Source organism: Bradyrhizobium monzae (genome assembly GCF_021458635.1).
Taxonomy (GTDB): Bacteria; Pseudomonadota; Alphaproteobacteria; order Rhizobiales; family Xanthobacteraceae; genus Bradyrhizobium.
The window spans coordinates 317,464-333,353 of the sequence record NZ_JAIRDQ010000007.1; the positions used below are offsets into that span (position 1 = coordinate 317,464).

14 protein-coding genes and 2 pseudogenes are annotated in these 15,890 nt (G+C 58.9%); 6 read left to right on the plus strand and 10 right to left on the minus strand.

Annotated features, from left to right (window positions below; translation table 11 throughout):
• Positions 1-23 precede the first annotated feature (23 nt).
• The 5 genes and pseudogenes from K3F49_RS39695 to K3F49_RS25930 form a co-directional block, all read right to left on the minus strand.
• A complete protein-coding gene (locus tag K3F49_RS39695; protein ID WP_452101121.1) occupies positions 24-533 on the minus strand; it encodes an IS110 family transposase in 510 nt (169 codons plus the stop codon).
• Between the two features lie 199 nt (positions 534-732).
• Complete coding sequence (locus K3F49_RS25915; protein ID WP_234683748.1) at positions 733-1,626, minus strand: lytic transglycosylase domain-containing protein; 894 nt, start codon at positions 1,624-1,626, stop codon at positions 733-735.
• 2 nt (positions 1,627-1,628) lie between these two features.
• Positions 1,629-2,136, minus strand: a pseudogene (locus K3F49_RS25920) (S26 family signal peptidase).
• Positions 2,133-2,540, minus strand: a complete 408-nt coding sequence (locus tag K3F49_RS25925; protein ID WP_234683796.1) for a DUF2840 domain-containing protein — start codon at positions 2,538-2,540, stop codon at positions 2,133-2,135. The pseudogene K3F49_RS25920 and the gene K3F49_RS25925 overlap by 4 nt, the downstream one beginning before the upstream one ends.
• A gap of 207 nt (positions 2,541-2,747) precedes the next feature.
• A complete protein-coding gene (locus K3F49_RS25930; RefSeq protein WP_234683749.1) occupies positions 2,748-2,924 on the minus strand; it encodes a hypothetical protein in 177 nt (58 codons plus the stop codon).
• A 129-nt stretch (positions 2,925-3,053) separates the two neighbouring features.
• Between K3F49_RS25930 and K3F49_RS25935 the strand changes: the two genes are divergently transcribed.
• Positions 3,054-3,254 (plus strand): hypothetical protein, encoded by a 201-nt coding sequence (locus K3F49_RS25935; protein WP_234683750.1) that lies wholly within the window; start codon positions 3,054-3,056, stop codon positions 3,252-3,254.
• Between the two features lie 475 nt (positions 3,255-3,729).
• Here the strand turns inward: K3F49_RS25935 and K3F49_RS25940 are convergent, their stop codons facing one another.
• On the minus strand, positions 3,730-4,092 hold the full coding sequence (locus tag K3F49_RS25940) for a hypothetical protein (RefSeq protein ID WP_234683751.1): 363 nt from the start codon (positions 4,090-4,092) through the stop codon (positions 3,730-3,732).
• A 500-nt stretch (positions 4,093-4,592) separates the two neighbouring features.
• Between K3F49_RS25940 and K3F49_RS25945 the strand changes: the two genes are divergently transcribed.
• The 3 genes from K3F49_RS25945 to K3F49_RS25955 are packed head-to-tail and all read left to right on the plus strand — an operon-like array spanning position 4,593 to position 5,860.
• Positions 4,593-4,904 carry an ArsR/SmtB family transcription factor gene (locus K3F49_RS25945; RefSeq protein WP_234683752.1) on the plus strand — a complete coding sequence of 104 codons (312 nt, stop codon included), beginning with the start codon at positions 4,593-4,595 and terminating at the stop codon, positions 4,902-4,904.
• Positions 4,905-4,906: 2 nt separating this feature from the next.
• On the plus strand, positions 4,907-5,392 hold the full coding sequence (locus K3F49_RS25950; RefSeq protein ID WP_234683753.1) for an SRPBCC family protein: 486 nt from the start codon (positions 4,907-4,909) through the stop codon (positions 5,390-5,392).
• A gap of 45 nt (positions 5,393-5,437) precedes the next feature.
• The gene (locus K3F49_RS25955) at positions 5,438-5,860 is read left to right on the plus strand and encodes an MAPEG family protein (RefSeq protein ID WP_234683754.1); all 423 of its coding nucleotides are present in this window, start codon (positions 5,438-5,440) and stop codon (positions 5,858-5,860) included.
• Between the two features lie 295 nt (positions 5,861-6,155).
• On the opposite strand, the gene K3F49_RS25960 is transcribed toward K3F49_RS25955, so the two are convergent.
• The 4 genes and pseudogenes from K3F49_RS25960 to K3F49_RS25975 form a co-directional block, all read right to left on the minus strand.
• Positions 6,156-7,346, minus strand: a complete 1,191-nt coding sequence (locus tag K3F49_RS25960) for a DUF932 domain-containing protein (protein ID WP_234683797.1) — start codon at positions 7,344-7,346, stop codon at positions 6,156-6,158.
• A gap of 371 nt (positions 7,347-7,717) precedes the next feature.
• Complete coding sequence (locus K3F49_RS25965) at positions 7,718-8,029, minus strand: DUF736 domain-containing protein (RefSeq protein ID WP_234683755.1); 312 nt, start codon at positions 8,027-8,029, stop codon at positions 7,718-7,720.
• A gap of 84 nt (positions 8,030-8,113) precedes the next feature.
• Complete coding sequence (locus K3F49_RS25970; RefSeq protein WP_234683756.1) at positions 8,114-8,317, minus strand: hypothetical protein; 204 nt, start codon at positions 8,315-8,317, stop codon at positions 8,114-8,116.
• A gap of 408 nt (positions 8,318-8,725) precedes the next feature.
• A pseudogene (locus tag K3F49_RS25975) lies at positions 8,726-9,163 on the minus strand (chromosome partitioning protein ParB); the annotation flags it as partial.
• A 469-nt stretch (positions 9,164-9,632) separates the two neighbouring features.
• Here K3F49_RS25975 and K3F49_RS25980 point away from each other — a divergent pair.
• Positions 9,633-13,652: an AAA family ATPase gene (locus tag K3F49_RS25980; RefSeq protein ID WP_234683757.1), complete on the plus strand. Its 4,020-nt coding sequence runs from the start codon at positions 9,633-9,635 to the stop codon at positions 13,650-13,652.
• Positions 13,653-13,703: 51 nt separating this feature from the next.
• Positions 13,704-15,881, plus strand: coding sequence for an FAD-dependent oxidoreductase (locus K3F49_RS25985; protein WP_346657355.1), 2,178 nt, complete (start codon positions 13,704-13,706; stop codon positions 15,879-15,881).
• The last annotated feature ends 9 nt before the right edge of the window (positions 15,882-15,890 follow it).

Genomic DNA, 15,890 nt, shown 5'->3' on the forward strand with positions numbered 1-15,890 from the left:
AAAAACCGGGTCGCAATGCTCGATCAGTTCGCGGTGCGAGCTTCGTAGGCACCTCGGGCAACCGCTCCGACCAGCAATCCATAGGCCCGCAGTGCCCCCCGAACGTGGTTCTCGAGGTCGATCAATTTGCGCTTGAGCAGCTTCCGGTTGGTCAACAACGTGCGCATTTTCTGCATGTCGATGTTCTTGACATGGACGGCGCGGTACCAGCCCAACCGCATCATCTGCGCGATGCCGCGCGCATCGCTTCGGTCCGTCTTGTTGCGCATCGTCGACAGCGAAACGCGCATGTGGCGTGCCTCCACGACGATGATTGGAAGTCCAGCTGGCTGCAATTCGCGATACAGCCAGATACCAAGCGATGACGCCTTGACTCCAACTCTATCGAGGCGATCCGCGTAGTTCTCCACAGCGAAGCGGATCGCCTCTGGCTCGGTGCTGACCTTAACTTCGCGGACCGTGAGGCCCTCGCTGTCGACGATGCAAAGGCTGGTTTCTTCAAGACCGACGTCCAATCCAACATAGAGTTTCATCGGAGCTCTCCTGTGTGGCAACGACCTTCCAAGTCGTTGCACCAGGATCCGGATTTGGCCACGGCCGCATTATCCCCGTGCACCGCTATTTCGAAGCCCGATTTGAAGAGCCGTCCTGCTGTCGTGCCTGCCCACTGCTCTCGCCGTTCCGCCAATTGCTCGCTGAAGCGCGCCATCCCTTGCGAACCCGCCCACCCGGTCATTGCGATGCTCCCGAATTTGATCGAGCGACAAAGACGCCATTAGACTTGGGCACAATCTGCGAAACATCGCGCACCGAAATTGCAGTTTTGCCGCTGCTCGAAGGCATGAGCGTCGGCGGCCGATCGCGTGTTTTCATCAGATCGGATCGCGAGACGAACAACGTTGCAGCTGTCGATAACTGCCGGCCGGCGATCCACGTCGGCGGCAGTTCGATGGCAAGCAGATTTGCAAGCTTTGTTACATAGGCTCGCGTCTCGTCTGGCAAGGGGCCGCCAGCGAGATGCTCTTCGTAGCGAGATGGTCCCGCATTGTACGCGGCAAACACGCCAGGCGAACCATAGCGATCGAGTAGCTCACGGAGATATGCCGTGCCGGCCAGAATATTATCGCGCGGGTCGTAGGGATCGCTGCCGAGATTATAGCGCTCGCGAAGCTCCGCCCAGGTCGCCGGCATGATCTGCATCAGGCCCATTGCGCCCTTTGGCGACCTGGCATGCACGTCTCCAGCGCTCTCGACGTTGATGACTGAAACGATCCAGTTCACCGGAACTGGAAAGCGCTTTGAGGCTTCGTCGACGAACGCGGCGAACGGGTTGCTCGCCTGGGAGACCGCTCGAAGCGCAGCCGATCCATTCCCCGCCAGAGCAGTACTATGCGGCGCGATCAAAATCAGCAGCAACGATACGACGGCCCGAACACGCACGCCCGACTGAGCCAAGTATGCCGTCGTGCTCGCGCCCGTCCAGGGTAAAGCCGCTTCGCGCCGGCCATCCGGCCGCCCTGGACTGCCGCTGCGCGCGCCGGCCTTGCAGACATTGATCGGGACGGAGGAATGATCCCGCAATCGATCGAACAGAGGAATGGCGGGGTGAACACGTGGAACAGGCACGTTCACTCCTCCCAGGTCCACACCGGCAGCGCTCGGCCAATCACGGCCGATGCTGGAAGAAATCCAAAATAGCGGCCATCAAGAGAGTCGTTCGACTGCCAGTTCATGAGAAAAAGCTCGCCGTTGCCAACGAGGCGGCAACCCTGCCATTTTGGCAGTGGCCGGCCTCGTCCGTCGCGATCCTTCGCCTCGCCCATCGCGATGGTATCCACCGAAATCGTGAGGCCGATTCTGCAAACCGTCTGACCGGGGAGCGCCAGCACGCGTTTGAGCATGGGGACGCCAATCGGCAGATATCCGTTCAGGTCGAGGAAAGTCGCAAGCGGCTCCGGCGGCTGCACCGCGACCAATTCAGTGACTTGGAATTGATCCGCAGGTCGCAGGCGATAGAGACCGATCGGCACGCTCGCGGATCCAAATGTAGAGCGGAAGTGGTTCCAGGACGACCGTCGCGACGAGCGCAGCAGCGGCCCCAAACGTTGTGGCCAGCATCTTGAGGCGTCCCGTCATCGCATTACCCTCTGACGGTGAAGCCAGGCCTGGTGGCGCGCCTTCGTGTAGGGACGCGGGTTTTCGTTGACGGAGAGGCGGTTATGAACGTGATGCCAATGATCAGGCGCGACATCAGCGGCATCGATGCCGAGTGCCTCAACGGCATCGATCATCTGCAGCAGGCGCTCGACCTTCGGCCAGCCTGACAGGCGCAGCAGAATCTCTCCGCCGGGCCTCACATAAGGGACGGTGGAACAGCGCTGGCCAGGCGCAACCGCGCGCAAGATGTCGATCCTCGAAATGATTGTCCCAAAGTCGTTGGAGGTCCAACGGACGAAGGCAAAGACGCTGCCGGGCGCAAATGACACGACACGCCGGTGGCGATCGATCTTGCGTTCCTCGACAACGCGGCCGAACCGAATGCGGTTTCACGATGCACCTTGCGCCCCGCCCACGAAATTACGGATGATTACCTAGTGCCCTCTCGGGAAGTTGAGGTGGGTCAAAGCGAACCGAAGGACCAAGCCTAGGATTGACTCGCGTCGGCACTTCGGTCCCGATGGCGTGGCGAGGCGGAGCCCGGACTCCTAGGCACTCCGGGTCCCGCTCTCCGACACTGAACACGAGCGTTACTTCTCCGGAGGCCTCAGCGGGCTGTCGGCCCAGTTGCGGACGGTCGGGTTGTGCAGCGGGTCTTGTTCGCAAACGGTACAGACGTAGCGTAACCGGCCCCCGGCGACGTCATCCGGCACAGCCACCAGCGGCTTGCCGCACCCCGGGCACGCCTTCCGGATCAGATAACGCATCTTAATTTCCCCCGCTGTCCCGATCTTAGTCGCACCCTCAATGGCTTCGCAAGCGCCTCGATCTAGGCTTGACGTACGTTCGGCAAGCTATTGAAATCGGGCTTTCGGTGATGTTGCGGGGGGTGTGTCGTGGAAGAGTTCTACATGGGCTTTGCGCAACGGGCGCGCGATCTTGCGGAGAATGCGGATCCGTTCACTAAGCGGCGGCTGCTCGACCTGGCCAAGCGTTACGATCTCAAGAGCAGGCCAGGCGCAGCGAGCGGGCGGTCCCTGCCGCCCCAGCGCGCCATGCCTCCGACAGTTTTATTCTCCGGCTCCGGAGAAGCCTGAAGGCGGCTACCGATCCCGCGTCAACGAAAGGCGTCGCGGACGTGCAGACTCGGCTCCTTCCGCGCGACCGGATCCGAAGAACTTCATTGCGCTCAGAGGAACGATGGCGCCAGTGCCAGGTTTCCCGACGCCCTGCCCCAAGGGGCGAACCCCGTACAGGCCCCAGCTCATAGCCCCTGCTCCCCGAGCTGGGGGCCTTCATCGGGAAGCGCCGCGAGCAAAAGGCTTGAGTGAAGCTGGCGCTCTCACTCCTCTGCTCCCCAAAAACGGCTATTGGTCTTCGTCCGCAGCACCGGGATCCTCGGTGCCGAGTAACTTCAGCCCGGTCTCGATCTTGGCGAGAAGCGCCCGGATTTCTGCGCTTTCCTTCGAGCCAGGCGTACGCTTGCGAGAGGACCGCTGAGAGGGGGCGGATATCCAGATTGCCGAGCCGCAAGAAGCGAAGGTTCATGCGCCGGACGGAAGGCTGATTACATCATAAGCTGCGATTGCGCCACCAAGTCAGCCCGCAAGCGAATATCCAATTGAAGTAGAGGAGAGCAATGATCGCTCCCGCTAAAGGACCTTGCACCCGCCAGTACGCAAAAAAATGGCTCGTCCCTTCCGCTCGCGTTGCAAATGCAGTAGCCGCGAGCACCAGGCCAGCGGCGATGAGCAGGTAATTGGAGATAGAAAGTGATGGCTCGGCGCGGAGTGCATTGAACCAAGCTGCGAACGAGATAGGGGCCAACGGTAGACAACTAAACGCGCCAGCGAGCCAGCCGTGGCCGGCACCAGAGAGAAAGATGAAGCCGAGGAGCTGCAATGCAGCGAATGACGAGGCCACGAGATATTTCATGTCGTCGTAAGGTCTGCCTCAGGTGAAAGCTCGGCGATCCGAGAGGTTAGGGTCGGGCGTACCGCGCCGGCATCGGCCCTCCGCCAGACTAACTGCCTCGCCGCCAGCATTATGTCCACGAAATTGCGCGATGGCAGAAATGACCGGAAGTTCAACCCGAGACGCGACGCGTCCCGTATGCCTGATCTTCGAATGTGCGTTTCTGCACACGTACGATCAGATCGGCCAGCAGGCTAGAAGCCACACCCACTTCGCTTCCGGCCCTTCAGCGAAGTAACGCCCCTTGGATTGACGTCTGCTCCATGAGGAAGGCGAACCAGATGGCCATGAGTTCCTAGCCTCTTGATCCGTAGCTGAAGTTTTCGCCTACGAAAGAAACCTCACTCAGAACATTGACGCGTTCATAAGTTTAGGCTAATCATTAGCTATCGCTTATTATCTTGCGAGACGTCGCCGTTCGGCAAAGTCCCGTAACGTTGGCGGGTGGGGGTCGGCCGGCCATGGCCAAAGATAGTGTGCAGTTGGCTGCTCTAGGGGATCCGACCCGTAGACGAATATTCGAACTGGTGGGGGCAAGGCCTCGCACTGTCGCTGAAATCACTAGGGAGCTAACCGTCTCCCAGTCAGCTGTCTCCCAGCATCTCAAGGTGTTGCGCGAATCTCGGTTGGTTCGCGCTGAGCCGAAGGGCGCCAGCAATGTTTATCACATCGATCCGGCAGGGCTCAGCCAGATGCGCGCTTGGCTCGACCGGTTCTGGAGCAACACACTGGCGGCTTACAAGATCGCCGTCGAAAGATCACGGGAGGACTAGCAGTGAGCAGAACTGTATCGGCCGCGCCCATCAAACAATCGATCGTGGTCGAGGCGCCGATTGAGCGCGCGTTCAAGATCTTCACGGAAGACTTCGGCAGCTTCAAGCCACGTGAACACAATCTGCTCTCCGTTCCCATCGTAGAGACGGTGTTTGAGCCTCGTGTGGGCGGTTACGTATATGATCGTGGCGCGGACGGCAGCGAATGCCGCTGGGCGCGTGTGTTGGCTTTTGAGCCGCCCGATCGCGTGCTCCTAAGCTGGGATATCAGCCCACGATGGCAGATCGAGACCGATCCCGACAAGACAAGTGAATGGGAGGTCCGGTTCATCGCCGAAACGCCAAGCCGGACAAGGTTAGAGCTTGAGCACCGTCACCTCGAACGACATGGCCAAGGTTGGGAAGGTGTGCGCGACGGCATCGAAGGCGATCAGGGTTGGCCGCTCTATCTGAAACGGTTCGCCGAGCGGATTGCTCGCGAGACATGATGTTCGCGTATCCAATGCCACGTTATCGCAGTTGCGGAGGCCTGCATGGCAGCTTACTCGCCTAGTGTTGTCGGGGTGCTTATCCTGTGCCTCTTGTCCATTTTGCTGGCGATTCATTCAGGATCGTCCAAAGGCAGGGCCGGCGCGCTCTCCGGGCCTGTCCTGCCGGCGGATGACGACAACTTGCTTTACCGGATTGATCGCGTCCACATGAACACGGTGGAGGCACTGCCGCCGTTTATCGTCCCGGCAATCCTGGCCATGATGGTAGGGGTCAGTGCCTTTACGCTCGCCGCGCTCGTCTGGGTCTATGTCGCAATTCGTCTCATCCACGTCGCGGTCTATCTGGGCGGCGGCAAAGCGGCCAAAGGCGGCAGCATCAGAACGATTCTCTATGTTTTAGGGGCCCTCGTGACAGTTATTCTCATTGCGACGACCGCCGTCGCAGCTATTCCCTTAGGTACCTAGCCTTGGGCACCTAGCCGTGGCGGCAATGTCCCTCTTGGGCGGCGGTTGAGAGATGCCCGGAATTCCGCCCCTCTCGGCGGCAGAGCGCGCGCAGCGGACATCGAGGCGCTGATCCGCGGCGTGCGTTTACGAGCGTCCGCCCAAATTTATTCTTTGCTATCGCGAGCCGGGCCGCAGGCCCGGCGAGCGCACGCGGATACGCGTCATCGCCGCCGATCCGGCTTGCCGGATCGGCGGCGATGCGCCAGGCATCGAGCAACGCCGCGCAACCGTTCCCGAGTGCGCGGCTCACGTCTCAGATTGCACGCTCCATCAAGCGTTTTGCTTTGGCTTCCAGTTCAAGTCGCGTGTCCTGATGGGCCTTGCCCCGAGCAAACGCGGTAATGCCCTGCACGAAATCAAAGATGTTTTCCGGCTTACGGTTTTCTTCGCCGAGAACTGTTTCGATGATTTTTGAGGCCTCGGACTTGGAAAACCCGCCTTTGCGGAGAAAAGTCTCCCGGTCCTCGTCGGTGCGGGCAACGATCCGCTCGCGAGCGGCCTTGATGCCTGCAACGAACGGCGCAGGCGAGGAATTGGCAAAGCTCGTCAGCGCGGGTGCTGCTTCATGGGCGAAACGTTGAGCCGCAAATTTGGAATGCCGGATGGTGATCTCCTCGAAATTCTCCACGCCCCACAGATTGCGGTTCATGCAGACGGCGCGGAGGTAGAAGCTGGCAATCCCGAGGGCCTTGCTGCCGACTTCACTATTCCAGCAGTAGAACCCCCGGAAATACAAATCCGGCGAGCCATCCGGCAGGCGCCCCGCCTCGATCGGGTTGGTATCGTCGACCAGAAACAGGAACACGTCGCGGTCACTGGCGTAAAGCGTCGTCGTGTCCTTGGTCACGTCCACAAAGGGATTGTGGGTCATGGTTGACCAGTCCATCACGCCCGGCACCTTCCACCGCGTGTCACCCGTGCCATTGCCCGCGATCTTCATGACGGCCGCGACCAACTCATGATCCCAGATGCGGCCGTAGTCCGGCCCGGTGACAGCACGAAGCTCGACCCGTCCGTTATCGGCCTCCAAGGTTTTCACGAGCTCGGCGCGATGCGAGAGCAAGCCGTGTTGCAGGTTGATGGCCGATAGGGCTGCGGGCAGTTGCCGCAGGTAAGAGGTCGGCGCGCCGACCAGCGTGCACAATTGTCCAAAGCTCCAGTGGGTTGGCGACACCGGCTCGTCACGCCCCGGAACCGTCAGGGCAAGCCGCTCGGAATTTTCGCGGCTCGCCTCCACCCGGATAGCCCGGCTTTCCACCGTCCGCGCCTGCGCGCGCTCGGCGCGACCTCGCACGGCTTCGTAGAGGTCCGGTAAATTCAGGTAACGCTCATCGTCCGGTCGCGCAAACCACTCGGACGACACACGGCCGATACGCTGGCCACGCGATACATCCACGTGGAAACCGCCCGAAACAGGCTGTTCGCTCTGGGACAAGGTCATCATGCTCATGGTCATTCTCCTATGGGCTGAGGTTGAAGCGCAGCGCTGCGCTGCAACTCTGCCCGTCGGCGAGACCGGGGGTAGCAAGGGCAAGGGCAGCCGGAGCGGAGGGGGATCACCCGCCTGCCAAGGGCGCAGCCAGCGGCTGCGCGTCTGCACGCGCCTGACGACGACGTCGTCATGAATCTCCTGCGCGGAAGACCGGGGAGACCGCTCCGGCCGGCACACGAAGTGTGCTTCACCCTTGCCCGCGCGAGGGCGGAGCCCTTAGCACTCTCTTCAAAAGGAAAATGCACTTCTGCTTCCTTCCAAAGCGGCGCAAGAAACGCAAAAAGCCCCGCCTCCGAGGAGGCGGGGCCGATGATCCCGAGGGATCAGTCGCCGTTGCGGCGGGACCAGATCAGGGTGAAGCCCTCGTCGCCTTCGACCTTCACCAGCGAGGCGTAGATCGGGGCCGGGAAGCTCGGATCGTCGAGCTTGACCGAGAGGTATTCGCGTTCGGTTTCTCGAGCGGTCTTCTTCCAGGCGGCGCCGAACTCGGTCGTACCGGCGAAGATGCGGTAGTCGGGCGCCTTGTCGTTGTCCTTCTCGGACGGGGCGAACCTTGCCTTGATGTTGAGCGTCAGCGTCTTGATCGAACCGATGTAGCCGTTGTCCGAAGCGGTGAAGGTGCCGATGGTAGCCATGGTGGTCTCCGTTTGTTGCTCGGGCCGCGCCCATCGCAGCCTCGATGGCGATCCTTGGCCCGAGGAGCGATCGGCCCGCAGCCGTCAGGCCCGCAGCGCCAGCGGAGGACGGCGATAGCCTGCTTTTTTGTCTTCCCGCGAGGAATGCCGCCACTTCGCGGCAGGGGAAAAAAGCAGGCGCAGCCGTTGCGGGAAGGCGATCGAGGCGTTAGCCGGCCCTCGGGCCTGATCAGCCCATTCGAGGTTGCGTTGGACGCTCCCGATGAACGAACTGACGGAGACAACCATGGCGGCCGACACCGACGCAGAACAAGGACGCGCTTGGATCGGTCGAACACACGCTGACGGCCGCGCATCAAAGGCAAGAAAGACGCATCCTGGCAAACGCTAGCGCCCCTTCGTCGCATTCCCGCGTGTCGGATGAAGTGCTGCCGGAGTGATCCACCGGGCAGGCCCTCGCAGACCTCGGTCATCATACAATCAAATCGACCGGCCTCATCCCTCGCTGTTGATCGGCCTTCACGACCGCAGCCCTTGCTCCATCGCAGCCAAAGTAGATCAGAGCGATCGTGGCCGCCATCATGACAAGGCTTCAGTGTTCGCCGCTGTGCGCAAAAGGCTTGGCCGCGCGCTGGTCAGGCGCGCGGCCAAAAATTTAGAACCCGCCGGGGCCCGCCTACGGCCCCGGCTCAGTCCTCATTCCGCGGCCTCCGAATACGCGTCGCTGTCCTGCGCGTCAGTTGAAGCGTCGGTCCGATCCTCCGGCTTCCCCGTTCTCAGGAGCGAAGGCAGCCAACCGGTCGGGGCCAGCAACTGTTCGGCAGCCTCCGCCATATCGACCTTCTTCATATCCACCATTCGCTCGGCGACCTCGCCGCTCACACCTTCGCAGACCGCCTCCAGAATGCGCGCCTTGGTGACACGGCCAAGATAGCTGCGGACCGTCGGCCGCCAATAGCCGGTCATGTCGAGGGAAACAGCTTCCGCCAGCCGATCCGCTGTTGCCATCGCTCGCGGCCGTCGCTCCCACGGCAGTCTCACCGCATTGACGGTCAATGCCGTGCAATGCGCAAACAAGGCCATGCGGCTGTCGTGGTCGAGTTCGGCCACGAAAGTCCAAAGGCCAGTGGCATCCAGGTGCTCTCGGTAGGGCGAGAGCACCTCGCTCTGTACGAGCTGAGGCTCTCTCGGGCTCGGGAATATCCGACTTTGGCAATACTTGAGGTTATTGGAATGCCTGCGTTCCGCCGCCAATGCTCATTTCGGAGCCCCCGCAGGCATCATGTTTAATCTCGCGGGCTCCGTCTGCCGCGATCGCTACTCGGACCTAAGATGTTAAAGCCACCGTTTCAGACCGCCCAGCCTCAGCTAGGCCATGTCCACCAGGTCTGCCGAGGTCATGCGACCTATTGCGTCCATCGCTGCTGCAGCAGTGGCAAGCGGCAAAGTCTGCCGATCCAGAACCCGATGGGCATGTCAATGGGTTGCTTACGTCTCGGGTTGACCGTTTTGCGCGCATAGTTGTTGATTTTGATCAAGATTGGGGTTCCAATGCGATGCGCTTCTTCAGGACGCTCGCAAATCCAGACCGGGTTTGAAGCCGATGGGCACGCCTGTGAGAGAATTCGCCGCCTTTTTCCCCAAATGGGTCCGCGCATTTTTGTGCAGCGGCAACTATTGCACTGACGAGCCGTGGGTTGAAGAGCGGAAGGCGGCCGTCCTGCTCTTTGACCTAGCAGGATTCACGAGCAAGACCGAACAACTGGGCAAGCACGGCGCCGAGGAACTCAGCGATCTCCTCAATGACTATTTTTCACCACTGACAGACGTGATCGACGCATATGGCGGTGACATCGCCGCCTTCGCTGGTGATGCAATTCTCGCTATCTGGGCCGATAGTGACCTGAAGCAAGCCACTGGACGGGCAGCGCAATGCGCGCTTGCGCTGCGCGAAACCATGAAAACCGTGGCCGCGCGTCATGGAAAAATCAATCAGCGCACGGCAATTGATCTAGGCAGCGTTCACTTCTGCAAAATGGGCGGGCTAAACAACAACTGGCATTTTTTTGTAGTTGGCGAACCAATCTATCAAGTTGGCACGGCCTATCGCAAAGCTAGCGTCGGAGAAATTTTGCTTTGTGATGCAGCTGCCGCTATGTTGGACGGGCAGTTTGATGGCGAACTCACCTCTCAAGGAATTCGCCTCGTCGGGATGAAACCGTCAAACCTTCCGCCGCACACTTCTCCATCCGATATTCCTCACGCGGTGATCGATAGGCTCATTCCCAGAGTCCTGCGTGATCGCATTGGCTCAGGGAGCGACGATTGGATCGGTGAATTTCGAACCCTCACAATCGTGAGAATCTCGCTGCTCGACATCCGGTTCAACCCTGAAACGCTATCCCGCGTACAGCAAGGCCTGTTGGAGGTGCAATCTATATCAGAACGATTGGAGGGCACCCTTCATCAGGTCATTATGGACGACAAAGGGCTGAGCGTTACGCTCATCTTCGGTCTCCCGCCTTTTGCGCACGAGGAAGATCCATTGCGGGCGGTTGAAGCTGCCCTTGCTATTCGCCGGCAACTGACTGCACAGGGCATCAACACGTCCGTCGGAATCGCCACTGGCCGTCTGTTCTGCGGCACGTATGGTGGACGAACGCGTCGAGAATACGGAGTGAATGGGCATGCAATGAACCTCGCGGCCCTTTTTGCCGATGCAGCCCAGGGAGAGGTAATTTGCGATTCCGCCACGGCCGAGGCCGTGGGTCAGCGGATCGCATTCGCTGTGCTGCCCCGCTTGCACATCAAGGGGATTGCGACACCAGTCCTCGGCTTTAGTCCGATTGCCCCAGCAAATTCGATTCGACGCAGCACTATTTGCAGAGTATTCGGTAGGGATCTTGAGCGAGCAACCCTCAAGCAATGTATCGATGACGTGAAACTCGAGCGTGGGCAGCTCGTGATGGTCGTGGGCGACCCTGGCATCGGAAAATCAAATCTAATTGCAGATCTTCTTTCATCCTGCGAAGCGAACGGCCGTCGCGTTCTCCAAGGATTCGCTACGGCGATAGACAAATCCACGCCCTTCTTCGTCTGGCGGAATGTCCTGCGGCAAATCCTCAAATTTCATCCAAACAGTGACGCAACTCCAGCTCGTAGCCTAGCTTCGAAACTCCTAACGGACGACTCTAAGCTCCTAAGCTGGCTGCCCCTGCTTGATGAGGTAATCCCGCTCGGATTTCCGCAAACCGAGCTCACCGAGCAAATTAGCGGCGCAGCGCGTGCCGCCGCTATCGAAGAAGTGATCATTGCGCTGATCACAAGATCATCATCCCGAATCCTGATACTCGAGGACCTTCATTGGTTTGACAGCTCGTCACTAGAGTTGTTGGGCGTTGCCGCACGTCGACTTCGTGACTGTCTGATCATACTGACCAGACGCAAGTTTGCCCCGCAAGCACCGCCGCCACCGGAATTGTCAAAGCTTGTTCCGACCCTTGAGATTGAACTTAAGCCATTGGAAGGCGCTGCACTTGGCGAGATTATCCGAGAGCGCCTCCATGCAATTGAGATTCCTCGATCTCTGGTCGATTTCGTCGATCGCTATGCCGCAGGAAACCCGTTCTTTTGCGAGGAGCTCGTGCTATCTCTTCGCGATACAGGTAAGCTATCTGTCGTTCATGGTGTCTGCAAATTTGACGAGCCCCGCGAGGCAAGCATAGCGCTATCGACAACCCTCGAACGCGCGATCGTCAGCCGCGTCGATATCCTATCAAGGACAGATCAACTCGCGCTCAAGATTGCAAGCGTCATTGGCGATGCCTTCAACGTCGATATGCTCCTGAAGGTCGCGCCGGAGCAGCCTTATGATGTAGCGATAAGTGACACACTCAGACGGCTCGTTGAGAATGACTTCCTCACAACTCAACAGGGAGCCGGAGTCGGAGCGACTTACACTTTCCGACATTCTTTGAGCCAGGAGGCAATCTATAACCTATTGTCGTTTGCGCAGCGAAGAACGCTACACAAACAGATCGCAACCTTAATTGAGGAATCGCAATCCGGCGATCTGCAATCATATTACGCTCAGCTTGCCCGCCATTGGGGGCAGGCGGAGGAGCCGATGCGGGCCGTTCGCTATCTTGAACTTGCTGCTGAACAGGCGCTTCATAATTACGGCAATCGAGATTCGATCAGATATTTGGACCGGATTTTCGAGCTCATCGAGCGAGCAACCTTAAACATTGATCCGGACCGGTTGATCGGATGGGAAATCATGTTCGGCGACGCCTATCACGAGTTGTCCGAGTATGGCAGCTCCTCGGAGCACTATGGTCGAGCCATGATCATTCTGCAAAAGCCGCTTCCCGCGACCACCGCGCAGAAGGTCCGCGCCGCAATATACAATGGCTCAGCTCAACTTGGCGCACGGCTTTGGCGAAGAGCCCATCAACAATCGAATGATCGTGAACGCATCAGGCTACAGCGTGCGTCTCACATCTATGAGCATCTTTCCGAGCAGTATTTCTTTCAAAATGATTCGTTAGCTGTACTTAACGGTACGTTGGCTTCGCTCAATCTTGCCGAGCAATGCAACTCATTTCCGGAAATTATTAGAGGCTACGGCGCCCTGGCGCTTGGTCTTGCCATGTCGGGAGCTGTCGGTCCGGCGGGCTATTACAGCCGTCACGCATTACAGCTCGCTGATGAGCGAGGGGGGTTGCCTGAAAAGGCTCGTGTTGAGCTTGTGGTTGGAGTCTTGTCATATGGGCTTGGTGAATGGTCCATTGCCGAGCAGCATGCGAATGCCGCCGCCGCGCTTTATTCCAGGCTCGGAGACCGCACCCGCGCGCTCAATAGCGAGGTTATGGCCATCTTTGTCTCCATCCTTCGCGGCGACATCGAGAGTGCAAACAACCGACTTCGAAGCATAAGTGCAGACATATCGGACAGGTCTTCGGCGCAAGTACGCGCCTGGAGCCTTTCCGCCCGCGTTCTCATTGATACGCTGACCGGGCGCTCAAGTGCCGATGATTTGCGCTTGCTGCGGGAAATCGCCGATGAAAGACAGATTCGTACCGATCGTTTACTTTGTCTCGGCATTGGGGCCGTCGCGCACTTTCACCGAAAAGAGATAGACAAGGCAGCAGAAACGGCCGATCGCGGTCTGGAGGTTCTCCGGGAATGTAGCGTTGTGTGGGGCGGTTATGCCTATGGCGCCGCTGGAGTCGCTGACGTTTCCTTGAATTGCCTGGAGCTAGCTGGCAACGCGGAACCACATGCCTCGCAAGCTCGCCAGCGGGCCGTTCTTGCCTGTCAGCATCTTTCGCGATTGGCACGAACTTCTCCGATATGCCGACCATTCGCTCATTTGATGAGGGGAAGGCTGGAACTGCGTCTATCGCGGCCCACGAAGGCACGGCGGGAGTTGGAGCGTGCCGCTGCGACCGCACGGCACCTGGAAATGAGCCACGAGCGGGCAAGAGCCCTCTATGAGATTGGCAACTCAATGGCAATCAACGATCCGGCGAGACTATCCTACCTAAATCGAGCTGAATCCATCTTTGAACAAATTGGCGCTAGTGCCGAAGCATCTCACGTGAGGTGCGCTTTGCAATAGTGGCCGAAGCTTGCGCGGGGACCACACTTGGCGGAAAGGCAAATTTTGATTGTGGGCGGAGGAATAGCGGGCTTGAGCGCCGCCTTCGAACTCACGCGTACCCCTGACCTTCGAGCGAAGCATCGTGTGACTGTTTATCAGATGGGTTGGCGGCTCGGGGGCAAATGCGCGAGCGGCAGGGATGAGCGCGGTCGTAACGTCGAGCACGGCCTCCACATCTGGTTCGGATATTACGAGAATGCATTTCGGCTATTGCGGGAAGTGTACAAAGAATGGAAGCCTCCGCACGGACAAAAGATAATCTGCGCTGAGCAGGCTGTTCAGCCACAGCGTTTCACACCGATTGGGAACGGCGGTGATGGCGAGCCGAAGGTTTACGAGCTGTCATTTCCGACCAATGACGAGTTGCCGGGGACGGGATCGGCAGATCTCAGCGTCTGGAGCAGCCTTGTCCGAATCCTCGAGCTTTTTGCCAGCTGTTTTGAGATGCAGATCCAATCGGATCAACACCTGGCGCATCTGGAGCCTCAATTTTCAGTAGAGGTTCTCCAACGTTTCCTTGCGGTAGACTGGAATACCGAGGCCGATCCAGTAAGATTCCAAACTCCGATGCGCGTTAGTCAATATCTCAGGACAGTGATCGGATGGGGCAAGTGCATTGAAGAAGATCGGGTTTGGTCACATTTCGATCAGATCCAGGGCATTGCCGGCGCACTTCGCCATTCAGCTCGCGCTGTCCTTGATATTGAATTTTCGCGAACTGGCACAGGTGAGGTTCTTGCGCAGACGCTCGACATAGTTTCGGCCCTTGCCAATGGGCTAATCGTCGATTTGCTGTTTGCAGAGCGTCAGATTGACGACCTCGACAGGCTGGACTTCCGCCAGTGGCTGGTAATCCATGGCGCAAGGGAAGATTCCGTGAGCCGATCGCCAGCTCTCTTCGCTCTCTATGACACGATGTTTCAGTACCCCGATGGGCAACGAGGGCGCGCAAGCTATGGCGCAGGCACCGCCTTGCAGGTCGTCTTGCGGATGCTAGGCACCTATCAGGGCGCCCTGGCGTGGGAGCTTTACGCCGGTATGGGCGACGTGCTCATCGCACCGCTATTTCGAGTCCTGCAGCATCGAGGAGTCAGGTTTCACTTTTTTCATAAGCTCACAAACATCGATCTCAGCGCCGACCACAGGTCCATCGAACGCCTTCATTTCGATCAACAGGTAAAGCTCAGCATTGATCCCGCCGACTACGAACCGGTCGAGCTTCGCGACGGTTTGCTGACATGGGGTGCCGCACCCGATTGGGATGTGATCGAACACGGCAGGGAGCTCAAAGCCGCGGGGACAGACTTGGAGTCGCACTGGTGCCGTCAAAGGGTTGGCTCGGTCTGCCGCGAACTAGGGCAGGATTTTGACGACGTTGTGCTCGCTATTCCGCTGGGCGCTTTCAAAAAACTCAACTCTGCGGAGGGCCCCTGCAATCAGCTTTTTGAGATAAACCAGCGCTTCCGAACAATGGCGGAAAAGCTACCTCTTGTACCAAGTATTTCAGTCCAGGTTTGGAGCAAGCGGACCTTAAGTCAACTTGGCTGGACAGCACCAAAGCCTGCCATGGTCTGTACACCCCAGCCGCTCGGCGTCTGGGCGGACATGTCTCAATTGCTTGGCAGGTTCGAATCAGAAGCAAAATCTCTGCACTACATCTGCGATGTCATGGACACCCAGCTCTATCGCAACCCCGCGACCCAGGCCGACGTACCAGAACACGCCACACGACTCGGAAAATCTCTCGCTGTCTACTGGTTTCAAGAAAAGGCAGCCACGCTTTGGCCCGCCGCCGTACTTGCACGGGGAGGCTTTGACTGGGATGTTCTCTATTCGCCGGGCAACGAAAAGGGGCAGGAGCGACTAGCCGGCCAAGTCGTCCGAGCGAACGTCAATCCATCAGACTGCTGCATTGCCACAGCGGCTGGCACGACCGCTTTCCGTCTAGGGACTGACGAGTCTGGATTCGAGCACCTTTTTCTTTGCGGATCCTGGATAAGAAGCGGGTTGAACACCGAATGCATTGAGGCAGCGGTGATGTCCGGCATGCAGGCTGCGAGAGCGATCTCCGGAGAGGAACGACCTGTGCCCGGCGAAACGTTCTTGCATATGCAGCACCAGACTTACGGCCCATGCGAGATTGCGCGCTCTACTGTCTTGGCCATACTCGCGCAGATAGGCCTGTAAGGAACGCTC

Bases quoted from the DNA above. Each gene is read 5' to 3' on its own strand.
- K3F49_RS25970 (WP_234683756.1), bottom strand. From the start codon at position 8,317: ATGGTTGTCTCCGTCAGTTCGTTCATCGGGAGCGTCCAACGCAACCTC.
- K3F49_RS25980 (WP_234683757.1), top strand. From the start codon at position 9,633: ATGGGCACGCCTGTGAGAGAATTCGCCGCCTTTTTCCCCAAATGGGTC.
- K3F49_RS25945 (WP_234683752.1), top strand. From the start codon at position 4,593: ATGGCCAAAGATAGTGTGCAGTTGGCTGCTCTAGGGGATCCGACCCGT.
- K3F49_RS25930 (WP_234683749.1), bottom strand. From the start codon at position 2,924: ATGCGTTATCTGATCCGGAAGGCGTGCCCGGGGTGCGGCAAGCCGCTG.
- K3F49_RS25955 (WP_234683754.1), top strand. From the start codon at position 5,438: ATGGCAGCTTACTCGCCTAGTGTTGTCGGGGTGCTTATCCTGTGCCTC.
- K3F49_RS39695 (WP_452101121.1), bottom strand. From the start codon at position 533: ATGAAACTCTATGTTGGATTGGACGTCGGTCTTGAAGAAACCAGCCTT.
- K3F49_RS25940 (WP_234683751.1), bottom strand. From the start codon at position 4,092: ATGAAATATCTCGTGGCCTCGTCATTCGCTGCATTGCAGCTCCTCGGC.
- K3F49_RS25960 (WP_234683797.1), bottom strand. From the start codon at position 7,346: ATGATGACCTTGTCCCAGAGCGAACAGCCTGTTTCGGGCGGTTTCCAC.
- K3F49_RS25965 (WP_234683755.1), bottom strand. From the start codon at position 8,029: ATGGCTACCATCGGCACCTTCACCGCTTCGGACAACGGCTACATCGGT.